Origin of the sequence: Streptomyces sp. NPDC086147, assembly GCF_040702165.1 — a bacterium.
GTDB lineage: Bacteria > Actinomycetota > Actinomycetes > Streptomycetales > Streptomycetaceae > Streptomyces.
Window position 1 is genome coordinate 74,792 of sequence record NZ_JBFBJO010000022.1, and the last position, 21,003, is coordinate 95,794.

General features: G+C 74.5%; 19 protein-coding genes and 1 riboswitch. Of the genes, 12 read left to right on the forward strand and 7 right to left on the reverse strand.

From position 1 onward, the window contains the following. Window positions 1-6: 6 nt before the first annotated feature. Both AB0398_RS30010 and AB0398_RS30015 read right to left on the reverse strand, forming a co-directional pair. Window positions 7-267: a type B 50S ribosomal protein L31 gene (locus AB0398_RS30010; protein WP_030212502.1), complete on the reverse strand. Its 261-nt coding sequence runs from the start codon at window positions 265-267 to the stop codon at window positions 7-9. A 236-nt stretch (window positions 268-503) separates the two neighbouring features. Further along, complete coding sequence (locus AB0398_RS30015; protein WP_366378795.1) at window positions 504-3,023, reverse strand: SpoIIE family protein phosphatase; 2,520 nt, start codon at window positions 3,021-3,023, stop codon at window positions 504-506. Between the two features lie 151 nt (window positions 3,024-3,174). Here AB0398_RS30015 and AB0398_RS30020 point away from each other — a divergent pair, with 151 nt between their 5' ends. Together AB0398_RS30020 and AB0398_RS30025 are read left to right on the forward strand one after the other, a co-directional pair. Continuing rightward, complete coding sequence (locus AB0398_RS30020; RefSeq protein WP_366378796.1) at window positions 3,175-3,939, forward strand: alpha/beta hydrolase; 765 nt, start codon at window positions 3,175-3,177, stop codon at window positions 3,937-3,939. A 97-nt stretch (window positions 3,940-4,036) separates the two neighbouring features. Beyond that, window positions 4,037-5,350 carry a phosphoribosyltransferase family protein gene (locus AB0398_RS30025; protein WP_366378797.1) on the forward strand — a complete coding sequence of 438 codons (1,314 nt, stop codon included), beginning with the start codon at window positions 4,037-4,039 and terminating at the stop codon, window positions 5,348-5,350. Here AB0398_RS30025 and AB0398_RS30030 read toward each other — a convergent pair. Next, window positions 5,347-6,258 carry a LysM peptidoglycan-binding domain-containing protein gene (locus AB0398_RS30030; RefSeq protein ID WP_366378798.1) on the reverse strand — a complete coding sequence of 304 codons (912 nt, stop codon included), beginning with the start codon at window positions 6,256-6,258 and terminating at the stop codon, window positions 5,347-5,349. The genes AB0398_RS30025 and AB0398_RS30030 overlap by 4 nt on opposite strands. A 4-nt stretch (window positions 6,259-6,262) precedes the next feature. Next, a riboswitch (cyclic di-AMP (ydaO/yuaA leader) is annotated at window positions 6,263-6,446 on the reverse strand. A 372-nt stretch (window positions 6,447-6,818) separates the two neighbouring features. Here AB0398_RS30030 and AB0398_RS30035 point away from each other — a divergent pair. Beyond that, window positions 6,819-7,451, forward strand: a complete 633-nt coding sequence (locus AB0398_RS30035) for a hypothetical protein (protein WP_366378799.1) — start codon at window positions 6,819-6,821, stop codon at window positions 7,449-7,451. Between the two features lie 77 nt (window positions 7,452-7,528). Here the strand turns inward: AB0398_RS30035 and AB0398_RS30040 are convergent, their stop codons facing one another. Further along, window positions 7,529-8,338, reverse strand: a complete 810-nt coding sequence (locus tag AB0398_RS30040; protein ID WP_366378800.1) for a DeoR/GlpR family DNA-binding transcription regulator — start codon at window positions 8,336-8,338, stop codon at window positions 7,529-7,531. Between the two features lie 149 nt (window positions 8,339-8,487). Between AB0398_RS30040 and AB0398_RS30045 the strand changes: the two genes are divergently transcribed. Then, the gene (locus AB0398_RS30045; RefSeq protein WP_366378801.1) at window positions 8,488-9,411 is read left to right on the forward strand and encodes a sugar isomerase; all 924 of its coding nucleotides are present in this window, start codon (window positions 8,488-8,490) and stop codon (window positions 9,409-9,411) included. Between the two features lie 165 nt (window positions 9,412-9,576). Then, on the forward strand, window positions 9,577-10,413 hold the full coding sequence (locus AB0398_RS30050) for a class II fructose-bisphosphate aldolase (RefSeq protein ID WP_366378802.1): 837 nt from the start codon (window positions 9,577-9,579) through the stop codon (window positions 10,411-10,413). A gap of 9 nt (window positions 10,414-10,422) precedes the next feature. On the opposite strand, the gene AB0398_RS30055 is transcribed toward AB0398_RS30050, so the two are convergent. After that, window positions 10,423-11,298 carry a LysR substrate-binding domain-containing protein gene (locus AB0398_RS30055; RefSeq protein WP_366378803.1) on the reverse strand — a complete coding sequence of 292 codons (876 nt, stop codon included), beginning with the start codon at window positions 11,296-11,298 and terminating at the stop codon, window positions 10,423-10,425. Window positions 11,299-11,370: 72 nt separating this feature from the next. On the opposite strand from AB0398_RS30055, the gene AB0398_RS30060 reads away from it, so the two are divergent. Then, window positions 11,371-12,300 (forward strand): DMT family transporter, encoded by a 930-nt coding sequence (locus tag AB0398_RS30060; RefSeq protein WP_366378804.1) that lies wholly within the window; start codon window positions 11,371-11,373, stop codon window positions 12,298-12,300. Window positions 12,301-12,456: 156 nt separating this feature from the next. Further along, window positions 12,457-13,596, forward strand: a complete 1,140-nt coding sequence (locus tag AB0398_RS30065) for an ABC transporter substrate-binding protein (protein WP_366378805.1) — start codon at window positions 12,457-12,459, stop codon at window positions 13,594-13,596. A 59-nt stretch (window positions 13,597-13,655) separates the two neighbouring features. Here the strand turns inward: AB0398_RS30065 and AB0398_RS30070 are convergent, their stop codons facing one another. Further along, complete coding sequence (locus AB0398_RS30070) at window positions 13,656-14,093, reverse strand: nitroreductase family deazaflavin-dependent oxidoreductase (protein WP_366378806.1); 438 nt, start codon at window positions 14,091-14,093, stop codon at window positions 13,656-13,658. Window positions 14,094-14,263: 170 nt separating this feature from the next. On the opposite strand from AB0398_RS30070, the gene AB0398_RS30075 reads away from it, so the two are divergent. The 3 genes from AB0398_RS30075 to AB0398_RS30085 all read left to right on the forward strand — a co-directional run bounded on the left by AB0398_RS30075 (window position 14,264) and on the right by AB0398_RS30085 (window position 17,259). After that, window positions 14,264-15,139 carry an alpha/beta hydrolase gene (locus tag AB0398_RS30075; RefSeq protein WP_366378807.1) on the forward strand — a complete coding sequence of 292 codons (876 nt, stop codon included), beginning with the start codon at window positions 14,264-14,266 and terminating at the stop codon, window positions 15,137-15,139. Between the two features lie 226 nt (window positions 15,140-15,365). Beyond that, a complete protein-coding gene (locus AB0398_RS30080) occupies window positions 15,366-16,580 on the forward strand; it encodes a S8 family peptidase (protein WP_366378808.1) in 1,215 nt (404 codons plus the stop codon). 154 nt (window positions 16,581-16,734) lie between these two features. After that, window positions 16,735-17,259, forward strand: coding sequence for a GNAT family N-acetyltransferase (locus AB0398_RS30085; RefSeq protein ID WP_366378809.1), 525 nt, complete (start codon window positions 16,735-16,737; stop codon window positions 17,257-17,259). A gap of 54 nt (window positions 17,260-17,313) precedes the next feature. On the opposite strand, the gene AB0398_RS30090 is transcribed toward AB0398_RS30085, so the two are convergent. Beyond that, window positions 17,314-18,594 (reverse strand): serine hydrolase domain-containing protein, encoded by a 1,281-nt coding sequence (locus AB0398_RS30090; protein ID WP_366378810.1) that lies wholly within the window; start codon window positions 18,592-18,594, stop codon window positions 17,314-17,316. A gap of 251 nt (window positions 18,595-18,845) precedes the next feature. On the opposite strand from AB0398_RS30090, the gene AB0398_RS30095 reads away from it, so the two are divergent. Next, window positions 18,846-19,802, forward strand: coding sequence for a helix-turn-helix domain-containing protein (locus AB0398_RS30095; RefSeq protein ID WP_366378811.1), 957 nt, complete (start codon window positions 18,846-18,848; stop codon window positions 19,800-19,802). 127 nt (window positions 19,803-19,929) lie between these two features. Then, on the forward strand, window positions 19,930-20,925 hold the full coding sequence (gene gap / locus AB0398_RS30100) for a type I glyceraldehyde-3-phosphate dehydrogenase (RefSeq protein WP_366378812.1): 996 nt from the start codon (window positions 19,930-19,932) through the stop codon (window positions 20,923-20,925). The last annotated feature ends 78 nt before the right edge of the window (window positions 20,926-21,003 follow it).

Below are 21,003 nucleotides of genomic sequence, written 5' to 3' on the forward strand. Positions count from 1 at the left end.
GAGTGCTCAGCCCTCCGAAGAGCCCTGCTCGCCGAAACGGCGCTCGAACCTGGCGATCCGGCCCTCGGTGTCCACGGTCCGCGCCTTGCCCGTGTAGAACGGGTGGCTCTCGGAGGAGATCTCGACGTCGATCACGGGGTACGTGTTGCCGTCGTCCCACTCGATGGTCCGGTCGCTGGTCGCGGTGGAGCGGGTCAGAAACGCGTACCCGGCCGAGCGGTCGCGGAAGACCACGGGGCCGTACTCGGGCTGCTTGTCCTGCTGCACGTGTCCTCCTCGGGCTTCCGCCCTGACTCGTCCGGCCTGATCGGCGCGGCACCCCCAGCCTCCCCGGGCCCGGGGCCGCCGACCAGTGCCGCGGGCCCGACCGGGTGAACGGGACACGCGCACGCGTACCGCCGCCGGACTCCTCCGACCTGGCGCGGACTCCCTCCGTACGGCTCTTTCGCCCGGCTCGGATCCCCCTACGCTCCTTCCGCCCGGCGCGGACCTCCCCGTACGGTTCAGCCGCCCTCCGGCCAACGCGCCGCGAGCAGCAGGGCGATGTCGTCCGGCCGGGCCGTGGCCTGCCGGGCCTCCCGGGTCAGCCGGTCCGCCGTCTCCGAGAGCGGCAGGGAGGCCGTCGCGGCGAGCGCCCGGCGCAACCGCTCGATCCCCTCGTCGATGTCCCTGCCCGGCCGCTCCACGAGCCCGTCCGTGAACAGCGCGAGCACCGCCCCGGGGGCCAGCCGCAGCCTGGACACCGGGTACGTGGCCCCGTCGTCGATCCCGAGGACCATCCCGCCCGGCAGGTCCAGTTGCCGCGCCGTCCCGTCCGGCCGCAGCAGCAGCGGCTGCGGGTGTCCCGCCCGCACCGCCCGCGCCTCGCCCGTCTCCGGATCGAGCAGGACGTAGCAGCAGCTCGCGAACTGCCCCGGATCCAGGTCGATCAGGAGCCGGTTGGTGCCCCGCATGACGTCCTGCGGCCGGTGGCCCCCGAGCGCGAACGCCCGCACCGCGCTGCGCAGCTGGCCCATGGTGGCGGCGGCGGCCACCCCGTGGCCCTGCACGTCGCCGATGACCAGGGCGAGCCGCCCCTGCTCCGTCTCGATCACGTCGTACCAGTCCCCGCCCACGTCCATGCCCTGCGTGCCCGGAAGGTAGCGGCCCACCGTGTCCACCCCGACCCGGACCGGCAACCGGTGCGGCAGCAGCGCGTCCTGGAGCCCGCGCGCGACCGCCGACTCGGTGTCGTACCGCTGCGCCCGCTCCAGGGCCTGCGCGATCAGCCCCGCGAGCGCCGTGAGGACGGTCCGCTCCTCCGGGCTGAACCCGCGCGGTTGGTCGAAGCCGAGGATGCAGGAGCCCACCGGCCGGCCCGAGGCGATCAGCGGCAGGAACGCCCGAGCCCCCTGCTCCGCGTCCAGCGGAAGGCCCGGATACGCCCGGCCCAACTGCTCCATGGACTCGAAGAACAGCGGCCTGCCCGTCGTCAGCGTCACCACCCCAGGCACCCGCGCGTCCAGGCCCACGCCGTCGAAGGGTTCGAGGAAGCCCTGCGGGAAACCCGTCTCCCACGCCAGGTAGAGGCGCCGGTCGCTCAGCAGGTAGATCGCCAGCTGCCGCCCGCCGAACGCCGGCAGCAGCTCCTCCGTCACCACCGCCGACACCTGGCGCGCCGTCACCGCCTCGGTGAGCGCGATCGCGAGGGCCACCGGCCGGTACAGGTCCGCCGCCCGGTCCCCGGGCGAGGCCAGGTCGTCCGCGATGCGCCGGCCCGTCCCGGCCCCGTGCGCGCGGACCGCCACCCCCTCCTCGGGCTGGAGCACCATCGTCACCCCGTCCCGTCCCGGATGCAGCGAGACCGACAGCCAGTGGCCCCCCTCGGGGCGGGCCAGGAAGCGCACCGGTTCGCCCGAGAGCAGGGCGGCGCGCAGCTGCTCCTGGTGGAAGGCGTGCCCGAACCAGGGCAGCGCCTCCCACAGCGGCCGCCCGGCCAGGTCCCCGCGCGGCCGGCCGAGCAACTGCTCCGTGCGCTCGTTGACGTACGTGACGCGGCCGAGTCGGTCGACGGCCAGGAGCGCCCGCGGCAGCCGGTCGGTGGCGTCCGAGCCGATCAGGCCGGTACCGAGGTCGACGAGGGTGCCCACGAGTCTGGAGCCCTTCTCGGTGCCGGTCCGCCGCGCGCGTGCGGACACCTCCAGGAGGTGCAGCCCGCCGTCCGGGCCCTTCAGCCGGAGCCGGCGCACCAGGGGGCGCCCGCCGGCGCCCGTCGCGTGCCGGGCCGCCGCCCACAGCGCGTACCCGTCCTCCGGCTCCAGGAGGGACATGAGGGTCTCGATCGTGCAGGACGAGGGCACACCCGCGCCGAGGATCTTCAGGAGACCCTCGTCCATCGTCACGGTGCCCGCGACCAGGTCCCAGTCGAAGGAGCCGAACCGCACCGGCGGTCCCGAGCCGGTCGGCAGCTGCACGCACACCGGATCGCCCGCCCACTCGACCGCCGTTCCCGCGTGGGACAGCTCGGTGAGGGCCTCGCCGAGCCGGAGCGCGCCCCGCGTCATCCGGCTCCGGTCCCGCGCGTCCACCGGTACGCCCGGGGTGGGCGCGCGCAGAGCCACGAGCACGCCGAAGCGCTCGCGGCCCGCCGTCACCGGCGCGTACAGCGAAGCGAAGGGGAACGGCAGGCTCGCCACCAGCTGGGGGAAGCGTCGCATCGCCTCCTCGACGTCGGCGAGGTGGACGGCCTGGCCCGAACGGTGGACCTCCGCCACCGGGAACGGACGATTGGCGTGCATCCGCCACCACGGTCGGAACAACGGCCCCGGCAGCCCCACGAGGACCGCGAGCCGCAGCAGACCGGGAGTCTCGGAGCGCAGGTACACCCCGCCCGCGTATCCGCCGACCTCCTCCACGGCCCCGAGCGCCGCCTCCGCGAGCGCCCACGTCAGGGCTACGGGAGCGGGCTCGCCGCCGGCTCCGCTCCCGGACGGACGCCCGGTACCGCCCGCCGGGCCGAGGCCGGAAGCACCGTGCGAGGTCACACAGCAAGGATGCCCCGGGAGCCGAAGCGCCCGCATCCCGGGAGGACCCTCCACCGGTCGAGGGCGTTGACCGTGTGCGCCCGTTCCGTCACACTCGGTGGTCGACCGCCGTCGTCGAATCGGCGGCGCCACCGCGCGACCAGGGGGCACGATGACCGGCCGGGTTCTTCCGTACGACGTCCACGGCGAGGGGCCGGCGAGGGCCCTCGTGCTCCACGACTGGTTCGGCGACCGCACCGGCTTCGCCCCGCTGCGCGCCCATCTGGACGGCGCCGTCGGCACCTACGCCTTCGTCGACTGCCGCGGCTACGGCGAGGCCCTCGACCATGAGGGCGCCTACACGATGGAGGAGGTCGCCGCCGACGCCCTGGCGGTCGCCGACGACCTCGGCTGGGACTCCTTCTCCGTCATCGGCCACTCGATGGGCGGCAAGGCGGCCCAGCTGATGCTCCTCGAAGCCCCCGGCCGGGTGCGCTCGCTCATCGGCGTCTCGCCGGTCTCCGCCGCCGGGTTCCCCCTCGACGGGGAGTCCTGGGACCTCTTCGCCGGTGCCGCCGGGGAGCCGGCCAACCGGCGCGCGATCATCGACCACACCACCGGCGGCCGGTACGACGACGCCTGGCTCGGCAGGCTCGTCGACCGCTCCCTCGGCCGCTCCTCCGCCACGGCCTTCCGCGCCTACCTGGACTCCTGGTCCCGCGCCGACTTCCACGAGCGCGTCCGCGACAACCCCACGCCCGTCCTCCTCGTCGTCGGCGCGCACGACCCGGCGCTCGGCGCCGAGGCGATGGAGGGCACCTGGCTGCGCTGGTACCCCAACGCGCGCCTGGAGGTCATCGAGGACGCCGGGCACCACGCCCCCGAGGAGACCCCGAAGGCCCTCGCCGAGGCCATCGAGGCCTTCCTCGCCGCCTGACGGCGACCCCCGCGGCCCGCCGCGCCTACCCTGGAGGAACGTGGTCGTCCGTCCCGGGCCCGCCCGGGCGGGCGCACAGGCGGAAGGGCGTCGGACCATGTTCTTCAGCGATCGCGGCGACGCCGGGCGGCAGCTCGCCGCCCGGCTCGACCACTTCAGGGACCAGGACGTCGTGGTCCTCGGCCTTCCGCGCGGCGGCGTGCCGGTGGCCGCCGAGGTCGCCGACGCCCTCGGCGCCCCGCTCGACATCTGCCTCGTGCGGAAGCTGGGCGTGCCCCACCGGCCGGAGGTCGCGATGGGCGCGATCGGCGAGGGCGGCGTGCGGGTGCTCAACGACGGGGTGATCCACGAGGCCGGGGTGGACGACCGCGCGCTGGCCGCCGTGGAGCAGCGCGAGCTGGCCGAACTGGACCAGCGCGCCCGCCGCTACCGGGGCAGCCGGACGCCCGTGCCGCTCGAAGGGCGGACGGTCCTCGTCGTCGACGACGGGCTGGCCACCGGCGCCACGGCCCTGGCGGCCTGCCGGGTGGTCCGCGCCCGGGGAGCGGCCCGGATCGTCCTCGCGGTGCCGGTCGCTCCGCCCGGCTGGACGGCCCGACTCGGCGGCGAGGCCGACGAGACCGTCGGCGTCCGCACCCCGGAGGGGTTCTACGCCGTCGGCCAGTTCTACCGGGAGTTCCCGCAGACGCCGGACGACGAGGTGATCGCCTGTCTGGACCGGAGCCGGGCCGCGCGCGACCCCGTCGTCCTGGACACGGACGTACGGATCCCGGTCGACGGCGCCGTCCTCGCCGGGAGGCTCGCCGTGCCCGAGGGGGCCGTCGGGCTCGTCCTGTTCGCCCACGGCAGCGGCAGCAGCCGCCACAGCCCCCGGAACCGGGCGGTCGCGGCGGAGCTGAACAGGGCCGGTCTCGGGACCCTGCTGTTCGACCTGCTCGGAGAGGCCGAGGCGGCCGACCGGGCGCACGTCTTCGACACCCCGCTCCTCGCGGGGCGGCTCGCCGGGGCCACGGAGCGGCTGGCCGAGCGGCCCGACGTCGCGGGCCTCCCGCTCGGCTACTTCGGCGCGAGCACGGGGGCGGCGGCCGCGCTGTGGGCGGCGGGCGACCCCGCGTCCCCCGTCGCCGCCGTCGTCTCGCGCGGCGGGCGGCCGGACCTCGCGGCCGACCGCCTGGCCGGGGTGCGGGCCCCGACCCTCCTGGTGGTGGGCGGCGAGGACCCGCTGGTCCTGGACCTCAACCGGCGGGCCGGGGCGCTGCTGCGCTGCGAGCACCGGCTGGACGTGGTGGAGGGCGCCACCCACCTCTTCGAGGAGCCCGGCGCCCTGGAGGAGGTGGCGGAGCTCGCCACCTCCTGGTTCACCAAGCACTTCCGGGGCGCCCCGGCCCCGGAAGTGCCCGGTGCGGACTAGTAGGCCCCGTTGACGTTGTCGATGGAGCCGTAGCGGTCGGCCGCGTAGTTGCAGGCGGCGGTGATGTTGGCGACCGGGTCGTACAGGTCCATCGCCGTGCCGGGCACGTGGTAGGCGAGGAACGTCGGCTCGATGACCTGGAGGAGGCCCTTCGAGGGGGTGCCGTTGACGGCGTTGATGTCCCAGTTGTTGATGGCCAGCGGGTTGCCGGAGGACTCGCGCATGATGTTGCGGTGGATGCCCTCGTAGGAACCGGGGATGCCGTGCCGGGCCATGACGTCCAGCGACTCCCGGATCCAGCCGTCGAGGTTGTCGGTGTACTGGGGGACGGCGGCCGGGGCGGCGGCGACCGCGGGAGCGGCGGCGGAGGCACCCGTGCCGGTGGTGGCGGCGGTCGGCGTGGCGCGGCGCTCGGAGCGGTTCGCCCGTTCGGTCGTACCGGACTTCTCCGTCTTCGCGGTGCTCTTCCGCTCGGCCTTTTCCTGCGTCTCGGCCCGCGCGGGAGCGGCCTCGGCCGAACCCCGATGAATCGTCAGTTCCAGACCGGGGTGAATGAGTGACGGGTTGTCACCCACGGCGCTCTGGTTGGCACGGTAAAGGCTCTTCCAGCCTCCCTGAATTCCCTTCTTCTGGGCGATCAGGGAAAGCGAGTCACCGCTCACGACGGTGTACGTGCGCGCGGCCGCCGGGGCGGCCGGGGCCTTGGCGGCGACCGGGGCGGCGGCGGGAGCGGCGAAGGCCTCGGCGGCGATCTCCGGGGTCCCGGCGGCGGGCGCGGCGGTCGCGGCTCCGGCCGTGGTGGAGGCGATCAGGGGCAGGGACAGCGCGGCCCCACCCGTCCCGACCAGGGCCAGACCGCGGGAGACGCGGCTGCGGCGGATGCGGCGGTGCTTACCGTGTGCAGGCATGACGGATTCCTCTCCGGCGCCTACGAGGTGAGCTGTCGGGTTCGGACGGGAGATGTCCGGCCGCGCGCACGCGGCTGCACCCCGAGCCGTCCCGGATTCCGGGCCGGCGTATTCGTGGGTCCCCCGCTCCTGCCGTCGGGTGAAAAGGGAGGTTGTCGAGCGGCGGCAGGATTAGGCGTTCCGCTCGAATGGGGGTGACCGTAGGCCAGTAATGCGGCGAATAACAAGAGGATCAGAGCGGTGGCCCCCGTAATTGGATCACCGAATTCGGGGAATTCAAGATCGGCCGGTCCGCAGAAGTGCCGAACTTCCTTGTGCGGTATGGGGCGGGGCGGGTGGGGGCCGTGTGGTGGGCCGTGCGGAGTGAGTCGCGTCACCCGGTGAGTTATGTCCGAATATGCGGCGTAATTCCATTGATGGGTAAATAAGGCGAAAATATATGGAGTGGGGCCTTCGGGAGAGTGAGGGGTGCTTTGTTCTCATCAGGGTCACTCAAGGGCAAAGGGTGCAAAGCCGACATCCTTCTCGAAGGATGAAGTGCCCGACCCAGGAGCCGCCCGATGCCACCCGCCGTTCCCCAGCTCGCCCCCGACGCCCCCGACACCCTCGACCGCGAGGCCGCCGCCCTCTACGAGAGCGCCGTCTGGCAGCGGCTCGTCACCGACTGGACCGCTCCCGAACCGCTCGCGCCCGCCCCCGAGCCGCTGCCGCCGGGGGAGGGGCGGGGCTGGCGGGACCTGCTCAGCGTGCCCGTGGACCGGCTCGTGGCCGAGGCGCTCGACGCGCTCCCGGCCCCGGGCCCGGCCGAGCGCCTCCCCGGCCGGATCGGAGCCGTACTGCCGGACCGTCTCCACGTCTGGCGCCGCATCGGCCGGCCCGAGCTGCGCCCCTCGGTCCACCTCGGCTACGCGCGCCTCGTCCTGACCGAGTGGGGCTGGCAGAACGCCCCGTACAGACTGCGCGACAGGCGCGGGGCCCGCTGCGTCTGCGGGGCGCTCCTCGCGGCCCACCGCCTCGGTCACGGCGGCGCGGACACCATGAACGAGGCGGCCGCCTGGATCATGACCGAGCTGCGGTCGCGGGGCTGGCGGGACCTCATCGGTCCGTGGAACAGGGCTCCCGGACGCACGGCCGAGGACGCGCTCGGCCTCCTCGACGCCACGATCCGCCGCGCCGCGCACGCCGGCCGTTGACGGTGCCGCACCCGCCCTCCCCTCCGATCGTCGGGGCCGGTCGTCGAAGCGCTCCTCCGCCGGGAGCGGCGGGCGGGTCAGACGGTGAGGACCTTCACCCCGGCCTCGGTGAGCCGGGCGACCGTCTCCGGCGCGATGCCGGTGTCGGTCACCAGGGTGTCGATCCGGTCCAGGCCGCAGATCCGCGCGAACGCCCGGCGGCCCATCTTCGAGGAGTCGGTCACCACGACCACCCGGCTCGCCCGTTCCGCGAAGAGCCGGCTGATGCTCGCCTCGTCCTCGTGGTGCGCCATCACGCCCAACCCGGCGTCGATCCCGTCGACTCCCAGCACCACCACGTCGAGCACCACCTCGCTGAGCACCCCGACCGTCAACGGGCCGACCAGCTCGTAGGTCTGGGGCCGGGCGACGCCGCCCGTCGTGACGAGCTTGATCTGCGGGCGCACCGCGAGCTCGCCCGCGATGTTGAGCGCGTTGGTGACCACGGTCAGCGCCGGGCCCGAGGGCGCCGTCACCGGGCCGGGGCCCTCGGCGCGTCCGCTCGCGAACCGCAGCGCCAGCGCCCGCGCCACCTCCGTCGTCGTCGTGCCGCCGTTGAGCCCGACGACCTCGCCGGGCGCGACCAGGTCGGCCGCGGTCTCCGCGATCCGCTTCTTCTCCGGCGCGTGCCGCGTCGACTTGTACCGCAGGGGGAGTTCGTACGACACGCCGTGCGCGACCGCGCCGCCCCGCGTCCGTACGAGGAGCTGCTGCTCGGCGAGTTCGTCGAGGTCCCGGCGGATCGTGGCCGCAGAGACGTCGAGCGTCGTCGCCGCCTCCTCCACCTCGATCCTTCCCGAGGCCGCCAGTAGTTCGAGGAGCGTGTTCCACCGCTCGTGCTTGGACATGGGTCCCTCCCTCCCGGTCGTGCGAGCGTCCGATTCTAGCCGCCGAGGGGTGTGGGATCTGGAAACGTCATGCATGTTTCTGCTTGAATGACTTCGACTTCAAGCATGTTCGTTCAATATCTCGCAGTCTTTCTTGCAAGGAGATCGGCATGAGCACCACCCGCACCGCCGTGGAGATCGCCTCCCAGCCGGCGACCTGGCGCCAGGCCGTCCGCACCCTGCCCCGGCACGTCGCCGCCCTGCCCCGGCGGGGCGAGCGGGTCGCGGTCGTCGGCTGCGGCACCTCCTGGTTCATGGCCCTGGCCTACGCCGAGCTGCGCGAGTCCGGCGGCCACGGCGAGACCGACGCCTTCGCGGCCTCCGAGTTCCCCCACGGGCGCCGCTACGACCGGGTCGTCGCCCTCACCCGCTCCGGCACCACCAGCGAGGTCCTCGCCGTCCTCTCCCGGCTGCGCGGCACCGTGCCCACGGGCGCGGTCACGGCCGACCCGACCACCCCGGTGATGGGCCTCGCCGACGAGGTCGCCGTCCTCGACTTCGCGGACGAGGAGTCGGTCGTCCAGACCCGCTTCGCCACCACGGCGCTCGCCCTCTTCCGCGCCCACCTGGAGGCCGAGGACGCCCTCCCCGAGGGCGTGTCCACCGTCGAGGACGCCGCGCGGGACGCCGAGCAGGCCCTCGCCTCCCCGCTGGGCGAAGACGTCCTCACGGCCGAGCAGTTCACCTTCCTCGGCAGCGGCTGGACCTACGGACTCGCCCTGGAGGCCGGCCTCAAGATGCGCGAGGCGGCGGGCGCGTGGACGGAGGCGTACCCCGCGATGGAGTACCGCCACGGCCCGATCAGCATCACCGGCCCCGGCCGGGTCGCCTGGGGCTTCGGCGCCCTCCCCGCCGGACTCGCGGACGACGTGCGGAAGGTCGGCGGCATCCTCTCCGAGAGCGGCCTCGACCCGCTCGCGGACCTGGTCCGCGCCCAGCGCCTCGCCGTCGCCGTCGCGGAGGCCCGGGGCCTGAACCCCGACACCCCGCGCAACCTGACCCGCTCCGTGGTCCTCTCCGACGTCCATGCCTGACGGTCCGACAGCCACGCCCGGCGACACGGCGGCCGCACCCGACGGCCCGGCGGCCATGTCCGCCGACCGGGCCGTCGTGTCCGGCGCCCCGACGGCCGCGCCCGGCCGCCGCCCCGCCGACCGCACCCCAGAAGAAGCCGACCGCATCCCGGAAGAAGACGCGCCATGCCGCTGACGCCGACCGACGAGATCGCCCGCCGCGCCCGCGCGGCCGGCACCGGAGTGGGGGCCTTCAACGTCCTCCAGCTCGAACACGCCCAGGCCATCGTGGCCGGCGCCGAGGACGCCGACCGGCCGGTCGTCCTCCAGATCAGCGAGAACACCGTCCGCTACCACGGCGCCCTGGAGCCGGTCGCCCTCGCCTCCCTGGCGGTCGCCCGCGCCGCCAAGGTCCCCGTGGCCGTCCACCTCGACCACGCCGAGAACCCCGACCTCGTCCGCGAGGCCGTCGGACTCGGCCTGGGCTCCGTCATGTTCGACGCCTCGAAGCTCCCCTACGCCGAGAACGTCGCCGCGACCCGCGAGATCGTGGAGGAGTGCCACCGCCACGGCGTCTGGGTCGAGGCCGAACTCGGCGAGGTCGGCGGCAAGGGCGGCGCCCACACCCCGGGCGTGCGCACGGACCCGGAGGAGGCCCGCGCCTTCGTCGCCGCCACCGGAGTCGACGCCCTTGCCGTCGCCGTCGGCAGCTCCCACCAGATGCTGACCCGTGACGCGGTCCTCGACTTCGACCTGATCGCCCGTCTGCGCGTCGCGGTCGACGTGCCGCTGGTCCTGCACGGCTCCTCCGGCGTCTCGAACGCGGACCTCACCACCGCCGTCACGGCCGGCATGACCAAGGTGAACGTCTCCACCCACCTGAACAAGGCCTTCACCCGGGCGGTCCGGGACCACCTCGCCGACCACCCCGACGCGGTCGACCCCCGCCACTACCTGACCCCGGCCCGCGCGGCCGTGGCCCGGGAGGTCGCCCTCCTCCTAACGGTCCTGGCCCCGGCCTGACCCGGGCGCTCACACCTCCCGGAGCGCGGTCAGCAGGCCGCGCACGGCGGGCAGGGCGAGCGAGGACTCCCGCACCGCCGCGTGGATCGCGCGCACCGGCTCCGGGCCCCGGACCCTGCGGACGACCACGCCCGGGTGACGGCTGCCCAGCCCCATCAGCGGAATCAGACTGACGCCCAGGCCGGCCGCGACGAAACCCTGGGCGGTGGCGTACTCCTCGCACTCCACCGCGACGTCCGGACTGAACCCGGCCGCCGCGCAGGCGTCCAGGACCGCGTCGAGACAGGGCCCCGGCCGCTCGCTGCCGACCCACGGCTCGGCGGCGAGCGCCGCCAGGTCGACGGCGGCGCGGCGGCCGGCCAGCGGATGCCCCTTCGGCAGCACGGCCCGGTACGGGTCGTCGACCAGGTGGACGAGCCGGAAGCCCTCGCCGTACGCGTCCGGGCCGCCCCGGGGCCGTACGACGAGGGTGAGGTCCGCCTCCGCGTCGGGCGCGCCCTCCGCGATCCTCAGATCCACGCGCACACCGGGGTGCTCGGTACGGAAGCGGGCCAGGGCGGGGGCGACGAGGTCGGCGCCCGCCGTGGCGAAGTAGCGGACGGAGATCCGCCCCGTACGACCCGCCCGCAGGTCCGCGAGGGCGGTCTCGGCCTCCGCCAGCCGGCTGCCGATGGCGGCGGCGTGCTCGGTGAGCAGCAGCCCGGCGGCGGTCGGCCGCACGCCCCGGCCGAAGCGTTCGAGCAGCGCGATGCCCGCCTCCTTCTCCAGGACGGCGATCTGCTGACTCACGGCGGAGGGGGTGTACCCCAGGTTCGCGGCGGCGCCCGTGACGGAGCCGCTGGCGACCACGGCCCGGAGCACCTGCATGCGCTTCACGTCCAGCATGTAGGAGAGCTTAACGCTGGATGTACGACTCTTCGCTTGTCCTGCACGCAGGGGGCGAGGGAGCGTGGAGGCATGACGTCGGCGACACGCATGGGCGTCCTCGCCCTGCTCTGGGGCTCGGGCTTCCTCTGGATCAAGATCTCCCTCAACGAGGGCCTCACACCGGGATGGATCACCTTCGTGCGGTGCCTCCTCGGCGCGGCGGTGCTCCTGGCGCTCGCGCACGGGGCCGGGCAGCGGCTGCCGAGGGACCGGGGCACCTGGGGGCGGCTGGTCGTCGCCGCCTTCTTCTGCAACGCGCTGCCGTTCCTGCTCTTCTCGGTCGGCGAGCAGACCGTCGACAGCGGAGTGGCGGGCGTCCTGAACGCCACCACCCCGCTCTGGTCCCTCCTCATCGGCCTGGGCCTGGGCACGGAGCGCCCGTTCCGCGCCCTCCGGCTCGGCGGGCTCGTCCTCGGGTTCGCCGGCGTCCTGCTGATCTTCGCGCCCTGGAGCGCGGGCTCCGGCCTGCTGAGCGGAGGCGCGCTCGCCCTGCTCGGCGCCTCCGCGAGCTACGCGGTGGCCTTCGCGTACATGGCCCGCCGGCTGACCGGCCGGGGCACCGCTCCGCTGGCCCTCTCCGCCGCGCAGCTCCTGACGGCGACCGCCCTGAGCGCGCCCGTCCCGGCGGCGGGCGGCCCGGCGGCGGTCACCTGGACCGGGGTGTGCGCGGTCGTCGTCCTCGGCGTCCTCGCGACCGGGGTCACCTTCCACCTGAACTACCGCATGATCGCCGAGGAGGGCCCCACCAGCGCCGCGACGGTCGGCTACCTGCTGCCGGTGGTGTCCGTGGCCCTGGGCGCACTCGTCCTCGACGAGCCGCTGACCGCACGGGTGGTGACGGGCATGGCGGTCGTCCTGCTCGGAGTGGGGCTGACCCGGGTGACCGGGCGGCCGGGCCCCGGGACGGAGACCGGCGGCGTACGGCCGGCGGCGAGGTCGGCCGGTCCGGCGGACGGATAACCGGTTGCCCGCCGGGGCGGCGGCGGATCCAATGTCCGGCGTGACCGTCCGGGTGTGCCCGCCGGGCCGGGACGCGGGGGACGCGGACCGCCGGTCCCGGCCGGCGCCTGACCCGGGCGGACCGCGACCGCATCGTCCCAGGGGAGGCGCCACCCGATGAACACGTCAGCGAGCATGCCGCCGAGCACGTCACCGTCGCCGTCCGGAGCGGAGCAGCGGGCGGGCGGACCGCCCGTCCGCCTGGGCGCCCTCGTTCCGCTGACGCCGCCCGGCTGGGTCGAGGCGGGCCGGCACCTGCTCGCCGGACTCGACCTGGCCGTCCGCGAGGTCAACGACACCGGCGGCATCGACGGCAGGCCGCTGGAACTCCTGGTCCGGGACACCGCGGCCGACCCGGAGCGGGCCGCGGCGGCCGTGGACGAACTGGCCGGCCTGGGCGTGGCCGCCGTGGCGGGCGAGTACCACAGCGTCGTCGCCCGCGCCGCCGCCGCCCGCGCCGCAGCCCTCGGCGTGCCGTTCCTCTGCTCCTCCGCCGTGCTCGACGCGCTCACCGAGGAGCCGACGGAGTGGGTCGCGCGCCTGGCCCCGGCCCAGTCCCACGGCTGGCGGCTCTACGCGGACTTCCTCCTCGCCGAGGGCCGGCACCGGATCGCCGTGGCGACCCAGCCGAGCGTCTACTGGGCGTCCGGAACCCGCGTCCTGCGGGAGCACCTCGCCCCCCGGGGCGGCACCGTCGTCGCACTCGACGCGAACGCGCTCACCCCCGGGGCCCTGTGCGACGCGCTCGTCGAGCACGGCGCGACGGCGCTCCTGCTCCTCGTCGGCCAACCGGAACCGGCGGTGCCGATCGTCAGGGCCGTCCGGGGCGACCGGCGGCTCGCGGAACTCCTGATCGGCGCCCCCGCCGGACAGCCGGAGTTCGCGGGATGGGCCGCGGCGCTGGGCGGGGACGGTGCCGGGATCCCGTTCCTGCGCTACCTGCCCGAGTCCCCGGGCCCGCTCGGCGAACGGGTCGGGAGGGAACTGGGCGAACGGCTGGGCGAGGACCCCTCCTTCGTCGCCTTCGAAGGCTGGGACACCGTCACCTTCCTCGCCGCGGCGCTGCGTTCCCACGGCACGGACCGGGCGTCCGTCGCCGCGTCGTGGCCGCGCGTGGAGGCCGAGGGCACCCGGGGGCCGATCCGGTTCTCCCGCACGCCGGACATCGGCGTCCTGCAGTGGACCTGGGCGCCGGTCCAGGTCGCCGACCGGGACCCGGCGGAACCCGGCCGCTTCCGGGTCCTCCGCACCGGCTGAGCAACGACAGGGGAAGGGCCCGGACCGCCCCCGGCCCGGGCACTTCCTCCGCCGGTCGGTCAGCCGACCCGCTCCACCACGAACACCGGGATCTCGCGGTCCGTCTTGCGCTGGTAGTCGGCGTAGTCCGGGAAGGCGGCGACGGCCCGGTCCCACCACGCCCGGCGCTCCTCGCCGGTGACGATACGGGCCTTCATGTCCCACACCTCGGTGCCGTCGCGCAGGTCGACCAGCGGCGAGGCGACGAGGTTGTGGTACCAGACGGGGTGCTTCACGGCGCCGCCGTTCGACGCCACGAGCGCGTACGCCCCGTCGTGCTCGACCCGCATCAGCGGGGTCTTGCGGAGCTTGCCGCTCTTCGCACCGCGGTTGGTCACCAGGACCACGGGCAGGCCGCGCATGGTCGTGCCCTCCGTGCCCCCGGAGGACTCGTAGAGCTCGACCTGGTTCCGCACCCACGCCTCCGGGCTGGGCTCGTACTCACCTTCGAGGGGCATGGGCGTCCTTTCGGGTCGTGTCCGGCGTCGCCGACTCGGCGTCGGACCCGACGCTATCCGACCGCCCCCGCGCGCGGGAGCAGGCCGCTCCGGCGGGTGTCGTCGGTACCGGCTCGTAGGGTGGCGCCCGACGGCGACACGACAGCGGTACGACGCGGGGGAGCAGTGGCATGCGGGAGTTGTTCCTGACGGAGGAGCGGGCGTACGTCCGGTGGATCGACCTGCCGGGGGAAGAGCCCGTACGGGTCTTCGTCCACGGCCTCGGGTGCACGGCCGCCTCGGACTTCGCCCACATCGCCACCCATCCCGCGCTCCGCGGCGGCCGGGCGCTCCTGGTGGACCTCCTCGGGCACGGACTGAGCGACCGGCCCGCGGACTTCGACTACCGCATGGAGTCCCAGGCGGCGGTGGTGGCCGCCGTCCTCGACCACCTCGGTGTGGCAGGGGTGGACCTCGTCGGGCACTCGATGGGCGGCGCCGTGGCCATCCACCTGGCGGCGGCCCGGCCCGACCTGGTCGCCCGGCTCGTGGTGGCGGAGCCCAACCTGTACGCGGGCGGGGGCGCGTTCAGCTCGCCGGTGGCCGCCCAGAGCGAGGAGGCGTTCGTGGAGAGGGGCTTCTCCCGCATGCTCGCCCTCGCCGGACGTGCCGACTACGCCGCCCGGCTGCGCCTCGCCGACCCGCTGGCCGTCCACCGCAGTGCGGTGGCGCTCGTCGAGGGGAGCACGCCCGCCACGGGGGACCTGCTGGCCGGGATCACGGCGCCCCGCGCTTTCCTCGTCGGGGAGGAGAGCCTGCCGGACGCCGCCGCGGAGAAGGCCGCCGCGTTCGGCGTCCCGGTGACCGAGGTCCCCGGCGCGGGGCACAACCTGATGCTGGACAACCCGGACGGCTTCGCCGGGGCGCTCGCCCGCTGCCTCGCGGAGGCTCCGGTGGAATCCGCGGATCAGACGGATCAGACGGATCAGACGGACCAGCCGGACCAGCCGGGCCGGCCGGACCGTGCAGACCGGGCCGGTCCGGTTTCCGGCCACCCGCGTGCCTGATCAGGCCACCCGGAGGGGCTTCGAAGGGGGTTCGATTGCAGGCGTATGGCGGATGCATGACAAGGCGTCAACTTCCTTGAGCTACGCCCGTAGAGCCGCCAGGCTGCTGATCACGCCGAGACCGGACACACCGGTTCCGACCGTGTACGTGGCCCCACGTGCACCCCCCCACAGTCGTGCCGTCCCACCCCCCGGGCACGACGCGGACGAGGAGGACTCCCTCGCAATGGCACTCCCGAAGAGCACCAAGACCCGCTTCGCCGTGACGGCCTCCGCCGCCACCGCGGCCGCCCTGCTCGGCACCTTCGCCGCCGTCCCCGCCCAGGCGGCCCCGGCCGAGGGCACGGTCCTCGCGGCGGGTTCGGCCGACGCCGTCCCCGGCAGCTACATCGTCACCCTGAAGCAGGGCGCGGGCTTCAAGGCCGGCTCGGACAAGGGCCGGAAGCTGATATCCGCCTACGGCGGCACCGTCCGCAAGACGTTCGGCTCCGCCCTCAACGGCTACACGGCCACCCTCGACGCGACGGCGGCCCGCCGCCTCGCCGCCGACCCGTCCGTCGCCTCCGTCGAGCAGAACCAGGTGGTCCGCTCCGACGCGACGCAGACCAACGCCCCCTGGGGCCTGGACCGCATCGACCAGGCGAACCTGCCGCTCTCCGGCACGTACACCTACCCCGACAGCGCGGGCGGCGGCGTCACGGCCTACGTCATCGACACCGGGGTCCGCATCAGCCACTCCCAGCTGACCGGGCGCGCCGTGAACGGCTACGACGCGGTCGAGGGCGACACGGTCGCCCAGGACGGCAACGGACACGGCACCCACGTCGCCACGACCGTCGCCGGCACCACCTACGGCGTGGCCAAGAAGGCGAAGGTCGTCGCCGTCCGCGTCCTCGACAACAACGGCTCCGGCACCACCGCCGGCGTCATCGCGGGCATCGACTGGGTCACCTCCCACCACACCGCCGGCACCCCGGCCGTGGCCAACCTCTCCCTCGGCGGCGGCGCCTCCACCACCCTCGACAACGCGGTGAAGAGGTCCATCGCCGACGGCATCACCTACGCCGTCGCGGCCGGCAACTCCGGCGCCAACGCCTCCTCCTCGTCGCCCGCCCGGGTCGCCGAGGCCCTCACCGTCGGCGCCACGAGCAACACCGACGCGAAGGCGAGCTGGTCCAACTACGGTTCGGTGCTCGACCTCTTCGCCCCCGGTGTGTCCATTACCGCGGGCTGGCACACGAGCGACAGCGCCACCAACACCATCTCGGGCACCTCGATGGCCGCCCCGCACGTGGCGGGCGCCGCGGCGGTCTACCTCGCCGGACACCCCTCCGCCACCCCGGCCCAGGTCGCCACGGCCCTCGTCAACGGCTCCACGCCCGGCAAGGTCACCGGCCCGGGCAGCGGCTCCCCGAACCGCCTCCTGCGGATCGTCCCGTAACACGGACCGCGACACGGTCCGCGGTACCACGGGACCGGGAAACGCCCCGGAGGCAGCCGGCGCCTCCGGGGCGTCACCATGTGCGGGGCCGTGGCCGGCGGACCCCCGTCGCCCGGTGGCGCGGGCGGTCCGCCGCGTGCGTCAGGATGGGACCATGACCGAGATCCGCACCCCCCGCCTCGTCCTCCGCCGCTGGAGCGACGACGACCTCGTCCCGCTGTCCGAGATCAACGCCGACCCCGAGGTCATGCGCCGGATCGGCGACGGCTCCCTCCGAGACCTGGAGGAGACCGCCGAGGACATCGAGCGGTACGAGGAGGAGTGGGACGAGGAGGGCTTCGGCCTCTTCGCCGTGGAGCTCATCGCCTCCGGCGAGCTGATCGGCCTCGCGGGGCTCTCCGTACCGGACGAGACGGTGCCGGACGTCGAGATCCGCTGGCGTCTCGGCCGGCAGTTCTGGGGCCAGGGGTACGCCTCCGAGGCCGCCCACGCGGTCCTCGAGTGGGCGCTCCAGGACCGGGGGCTCGACCGGGTCGTCGCCGTCACGCACCTCGGCGACCGCGCGTCCGAGAACGTCGCCGCCAAGCTCGGCATGGCGCCCGAGCGCGACCTGGACCACCCGGTCCTCGGCGTGCCCCTGCGCGTCTACGCCATCGACCTCACCGAGTACCAGGCGTGAACCCGAGGGGGCGTCCGCCCGGTGGAGACCGCGGACGCCCCCTCGGGGAGCCGGTCAGTGCCGCTCGGCCAGGTCCCGCTCCGCCGGCAGCGACGAGAAGTCACGGGCCGAGGGCGAGGCGGCGCGCGACGACGGCGCCACGGTCGGCTTCCTGCCGCAGAACGCCGCCTCCAGCGTTCCGCCGAGCGCCGTGTTGACCACGCCGCGGTTCGAGGAGTTGGCCATGGCCGAGAGGCTGCGCCGGCCGTCGCGCGTCGAGAAGGCGTACGTGTAGAAGCCCTGCACGGTGCCGGTGTGGCCGTACACCCGGGTGCCGCACGACAGGTCGTAGCGGCGCAGGCCGAGCCCGTAGAACCGGGCGCCGGTGGTGTCCGTCGGCGTCACCGTCGTCATCGCCTCCATCATGGCCGGGGACAGCAGACGGCCGCTCATGAGGGCCTCGGTGAAGGTGTTCAGATCGGCGGGGCTGGAGATGACGGCCCCGGCCGACTGCGCCCAGGACGCGGTCTGTTCCGTGGAGTCCACCAGCGGGTCGCCGGCCGCGTCGGGGTACAGGTAACCGCGCACGTGCCGGCCCGCGATGCGGGTGTCGGGGTGGACGTACGAGGTGTCCCGCAGCCCCAGCGGCGTGAAAATGCGGCGCTGGTACGCGTCCGCCACCGGCTTGCCCGTGAGCTTCTCGACGAGCATCCCGACCACCACGAAGTTGGCGTTCGAGTACTTGTACGACACGCCGGGCTCGGTGGTCCGGGGCAGCGCCAGGGAGAGATTCACGAGCTCCCGGTAGCCGAACACCCTGTTCCGCACGGACTCGAAGCCCGGCACCGTGGCGGCGAACATCGGGTCGGTGTAGTCGGCGAGCCCGCTGCGGTGGGTGAGCAGGTGACGGACCGTGATGCGGTCGTCGGGGAGCAGGCCGGGCAGGTACGCGTTGACCGGCGCATCGAGCCTCAGCCGCTTCTCCTGCACCAGCTGGAGGAGCACGACCGCGGAGAACGTCTTGCTGACGCTGCCGATGCGGAACCGCGACCGGACGTCCATGGGCGTGCCCTTCACCCGGTCCTGGACGCCGACCGCGCGGCTCTGGACGCCGCCGGGGCCGGAGAAGCGGGCCATCGCCCCCGGCGCGCCGTTGGCCAGGGCGGCGTCCAGCGCGGTGGCCACGCCCTTCATGTCGGGGGCGGGAACGGTCTTCGCCGTCGGGGCGGCGGGGGCCTGCGGGACGACCGGGGTCCGCGGGGCGGCGGACGCACTGGTGGCGGGAGCCACGCCCGCGGCGAGTGCGGCGATCAGGGTGGCGCTCACGACCAGGCGTCGGTGCGGCGTCAGGGGCACGGTGGTTTCCTCGACTTCGTCGGAATCGTCCGGAACGGCACACGGCAGCGGTGCGCCGCGGAGCCCGGAGGAGCGCCGCCGTCACGGTGCGGCCCCGGGCCCATTGATCATGAGTGCCAACGCCCGGGAAGGGTTCCTGACACGGGTAACGGAATGCGAAGAGGCCGCTCCCGGTTCGCGCGTCCCCCCTGCCGCGGTCGGACCCGGATGCCCGCGCCCCACCCCCGACACGCCCCGCGTACCCTCATGACGTGCCCGTTTCCCGTCTGCATCGCGTCGCCGTCCTCGTCCTCGAAGGGGCGAAACCCCTCGACGTCGGCATCCCCGCGCAGGTGTTCACGACCCGCGCGAGCATGCCGTACGAGGTACGGGTGTGCGGCGCCGAACCCGGCGTCGTCGCCGGGGGCGACGGCCTGGCGTACCAGGTCGCCCACGGCCTGGACGCGCTCGCGTGGGCCGACATCGTCTTCGTCCCCGGCTACCGCTTCCCCGACCGCGAGGACCCGCCGCGGGCCGTCGTCGACGCGCTGATCGCCGCCCACGCGCGGGGCGCGCGGCTCGCCGCGATCTCCACGGGCGCCTTCGCGCTGGCCGCCACGGGACTCCTCGACGGCAGGCGCGCCACCACGCACTGGCACTACGCGCGGGCGCTCGCCGCGAAGCGCCCCCTGATCCGCGTCGACGAGAACGTCCTCTTCGTCGACGAGGGCAGCGTCCTGACGTCCGCCGGTGCCGCCTCGGGCATCGACCTGTGCCTGCACATCCTGCGCGGGGACCTCGGGGTGGCCGCGTCGAACCACGCGGCCCGGCGCCTGGTCGCCGCCCCGTACCGCAGCGGCGGCCAGGCGCAGTACGTGCCGCGCAGCGTGCCCGAACCGCTCGGCGAGCGGTTCGCCGCCACCCGCGAGTGGGCGCTGCACCGGCTCGGCGAACCCCTCACCCTCGACGTCCTGGCCCGGCACGCGGCGGTGTCGGCGCGCACCTTCTCGCGCCGGTTCGTCGAGGACACCGGCTACACCCCCATGCAGTGGGTCATGCGGGCCCGCGTCGACCGGGCCCGCGAGCTGCTCGAACGCTCCGAGCGGGGCGTCGAGCAGATCGCCGCCGACGTGGGCCTCGGCACCGGGGCCAATCTGCGGCTGCACTTCCAGCGGATCCTGGGCACCACGCCGAGCGAGTACCGGCGCACGTTCGCCCAGGGCGAGTAGAGGGGACGGGGCCCGGTCCCGGGGCCCGCCGCGCTCTGGCGCGATACTTGCGGACCGTGGCGATCACGCCGCTGTCACGGGCGGGCGCCGCGCACGAGCATGGGTGGCGAACCGAAGGGACATCGCCATGACTCGTATCGCCATCAACGGATTCGGCCGCATCGGACGCAACGTGCTGCGCGCGCTGCTCGAGCGCGACAGCAGCCTCGAGATCGTCGCCGTCAACGACCTCACCGAGCCCACCGCGCTCGCGCGTCTTCTCGCCTTCGACTCGACCTCCGGTCGCCTCGGCCGCCCCGTGAGCGTGGACGGCGACACCCTGGTCGTCGACGGGCACCGCATCAAGGTGCTCGCCGAGCGCGAGCCGGCGCAGCTTCCCTGGGCCGAACTCGGCGTCGACATCGTCCTGGAGGCGACCGGCCGCTTCACCTCGGCCAAGGCGGCCCGCGCCCACATCGACGCGGGTGCCAGGAAGGTGCTCGTCAGCGCCCCCGCCGACGGCGCCGACGTCACCCTCGCGTACGGCGTCAACACCGACGCGTACGACGCGGAGCTGCACACGATCGTCTCGAACGCCTCGTGCACGACCAACGCGCTCGCTCCCCTGGCCAAGGTCCTCGACGACCTCGCCGGCATCGAGCACGGCTTCATGACGACGGTCCACGCCTACACGCAGGAGCAGAACCTGCAGGACGGCCCGCACCGCGACCCGCGCCGCGCCCGCGCCGCCGGCGTCAACATCGTCCCCACCTCGACGGGCGCCGCCAAGGCCATCGGCCACGTGCTGCCGAACCTCGACGGCAAGCTGTCCGGCGACTCGATCCGCGTGCCGGTCCCGGTCGGCTCGATCGTCGAGCTGAACACGACCGTCTCCCGCGACGTGACCCGCGAGGACGTCCTCGCGGCGTACCGCACCGCCGCCGAGGGCCCGCTCAAGGGCGTCCTGGAGTACTCGGAGGACGCGCTCGTCTCCTCCGACATCACCGGCAACCCGGCCTCCTCGATCTTCGACTCGGAACTCACCCGCGTCGAGGGCCGCCACATCAAGGTCGTCGCCTGGTACGACAACGAGTGGGGCTTCTCGAACCGCGTGATCGACACGCTCCAGCTCCTCGCCGGCTGACGAGGACGCCGACGGTCCCCGAAGCCGCCGTCCCCGGCAGGCGGACCACACCGCGCGCCGGCCCCCGCACCCGCGGGG

Bases quoted from the DNA above. Each gene is read 5' to 3' on its own strand.
- AB0398_RS30040 (WP_366378800.1), bottom strand. From the start codon at position 8,338: ATGTCCAAGCACGAGCGGTGGAACACGCTCCTCGAACTACTGGCGGCC.
- AB0398_RS30030 (WP_366378798.1), bottom strand. From the start codon at position 6,258: ATGCCTGCACACGGTAAGCACCGCCGCATCCGCCGCAGCCGCGTCTCC.
- AB0398_RS30080 (WP_366378808.1), top strand. From the start codon at position 15,366: ATGGCACTCCCGAAGAGCACCAAGACCCGCTTCGCCGTGACGGCCTCC.
- gap (WP_366378812.1), top strand. From the start codon at position 19,930: ATGACTCGTATCGCCATCAACGGATTCGGCCGCATCGGACGCAACGTG.
- AB0398_RS30035 (WP_366378799.1), top strand. From the start codon at position 6,819: ATGCCACCCGCCGTTCCCCAGCTCGCCCCCGACGCCCCCGACACCCTC.
- AB0398_RS30025 (WP_366378797.1), top strand. From the start codon at position 4,037: ATGTTCTTCAGCGATCGCGGCGACGCCGGGCGGCAGCTCGCCGCCCGG.
- AB0398_RS30070 (WP_366378806.1), bottom strand. From the start codon at position 14,093: ATGCCCCTCGAAGGTGAGTACGAGCCCAGCCCGGAGGCGTGGGTGCGG.
- AB0398_RS30085 (WP_366378809.1), top strand. From the start codon at position 16,735: ATGACCGAGATCCGCACCCCCCGCCTCGTCCTCCGCCGCTGGAGCGAC.
- AB0398_RS30065 (WP_366378805.1), top strand. From the start codon at position 12,457: ATGAACACGTCAGCGAGCATGCCGCCGAGCACGTCACCGTCGCCGTCC.
- AB0398_RS30060 (WP_366378804.1), top strand. From the start codon at position 11,371: ATGACGTCGGCGACACGCATGGGCGTCCTCGCCCTGCTCTGGGGCTCG.
- AB0398_RS30020 (WP_366378796.1), top strand. From the start codon at position 3,175: ATGACCGGCCGGGTTCTTCCGTACGACGTCCACGGCGAGGGGCCGGCG.
- AB0398_RS30055 (WP_366378803.1), bottom strand. From the start codon at position 11,298: ATGCTGGACGTGAAGCGCATGCAGGTGCTCCGGGCCGTGGTCGCCAGC.
- AB0398_RS30050 (WP_366378802.1), top strand. From the start codon at position 9,577: ATGCCGCTGACGCCGACCGACGAGATCGCCCGCCGCGCCCGCGCGGCC.
- AB0398_RS30045 (WP_366378801.1), top strand. From the start codon at position 8,488: ATGAGCACCACCCGCACCGCCGTGGAGATCGCCTCCCAGCCGGCGACC.
- AB0398_RS30075 (WP_366378807.1), top strand. From the start codon at position 14,264: ATGCGGGAGTTGTTCCTGACGGAGGAGCGGGCGTACGTCCGGTGGATC.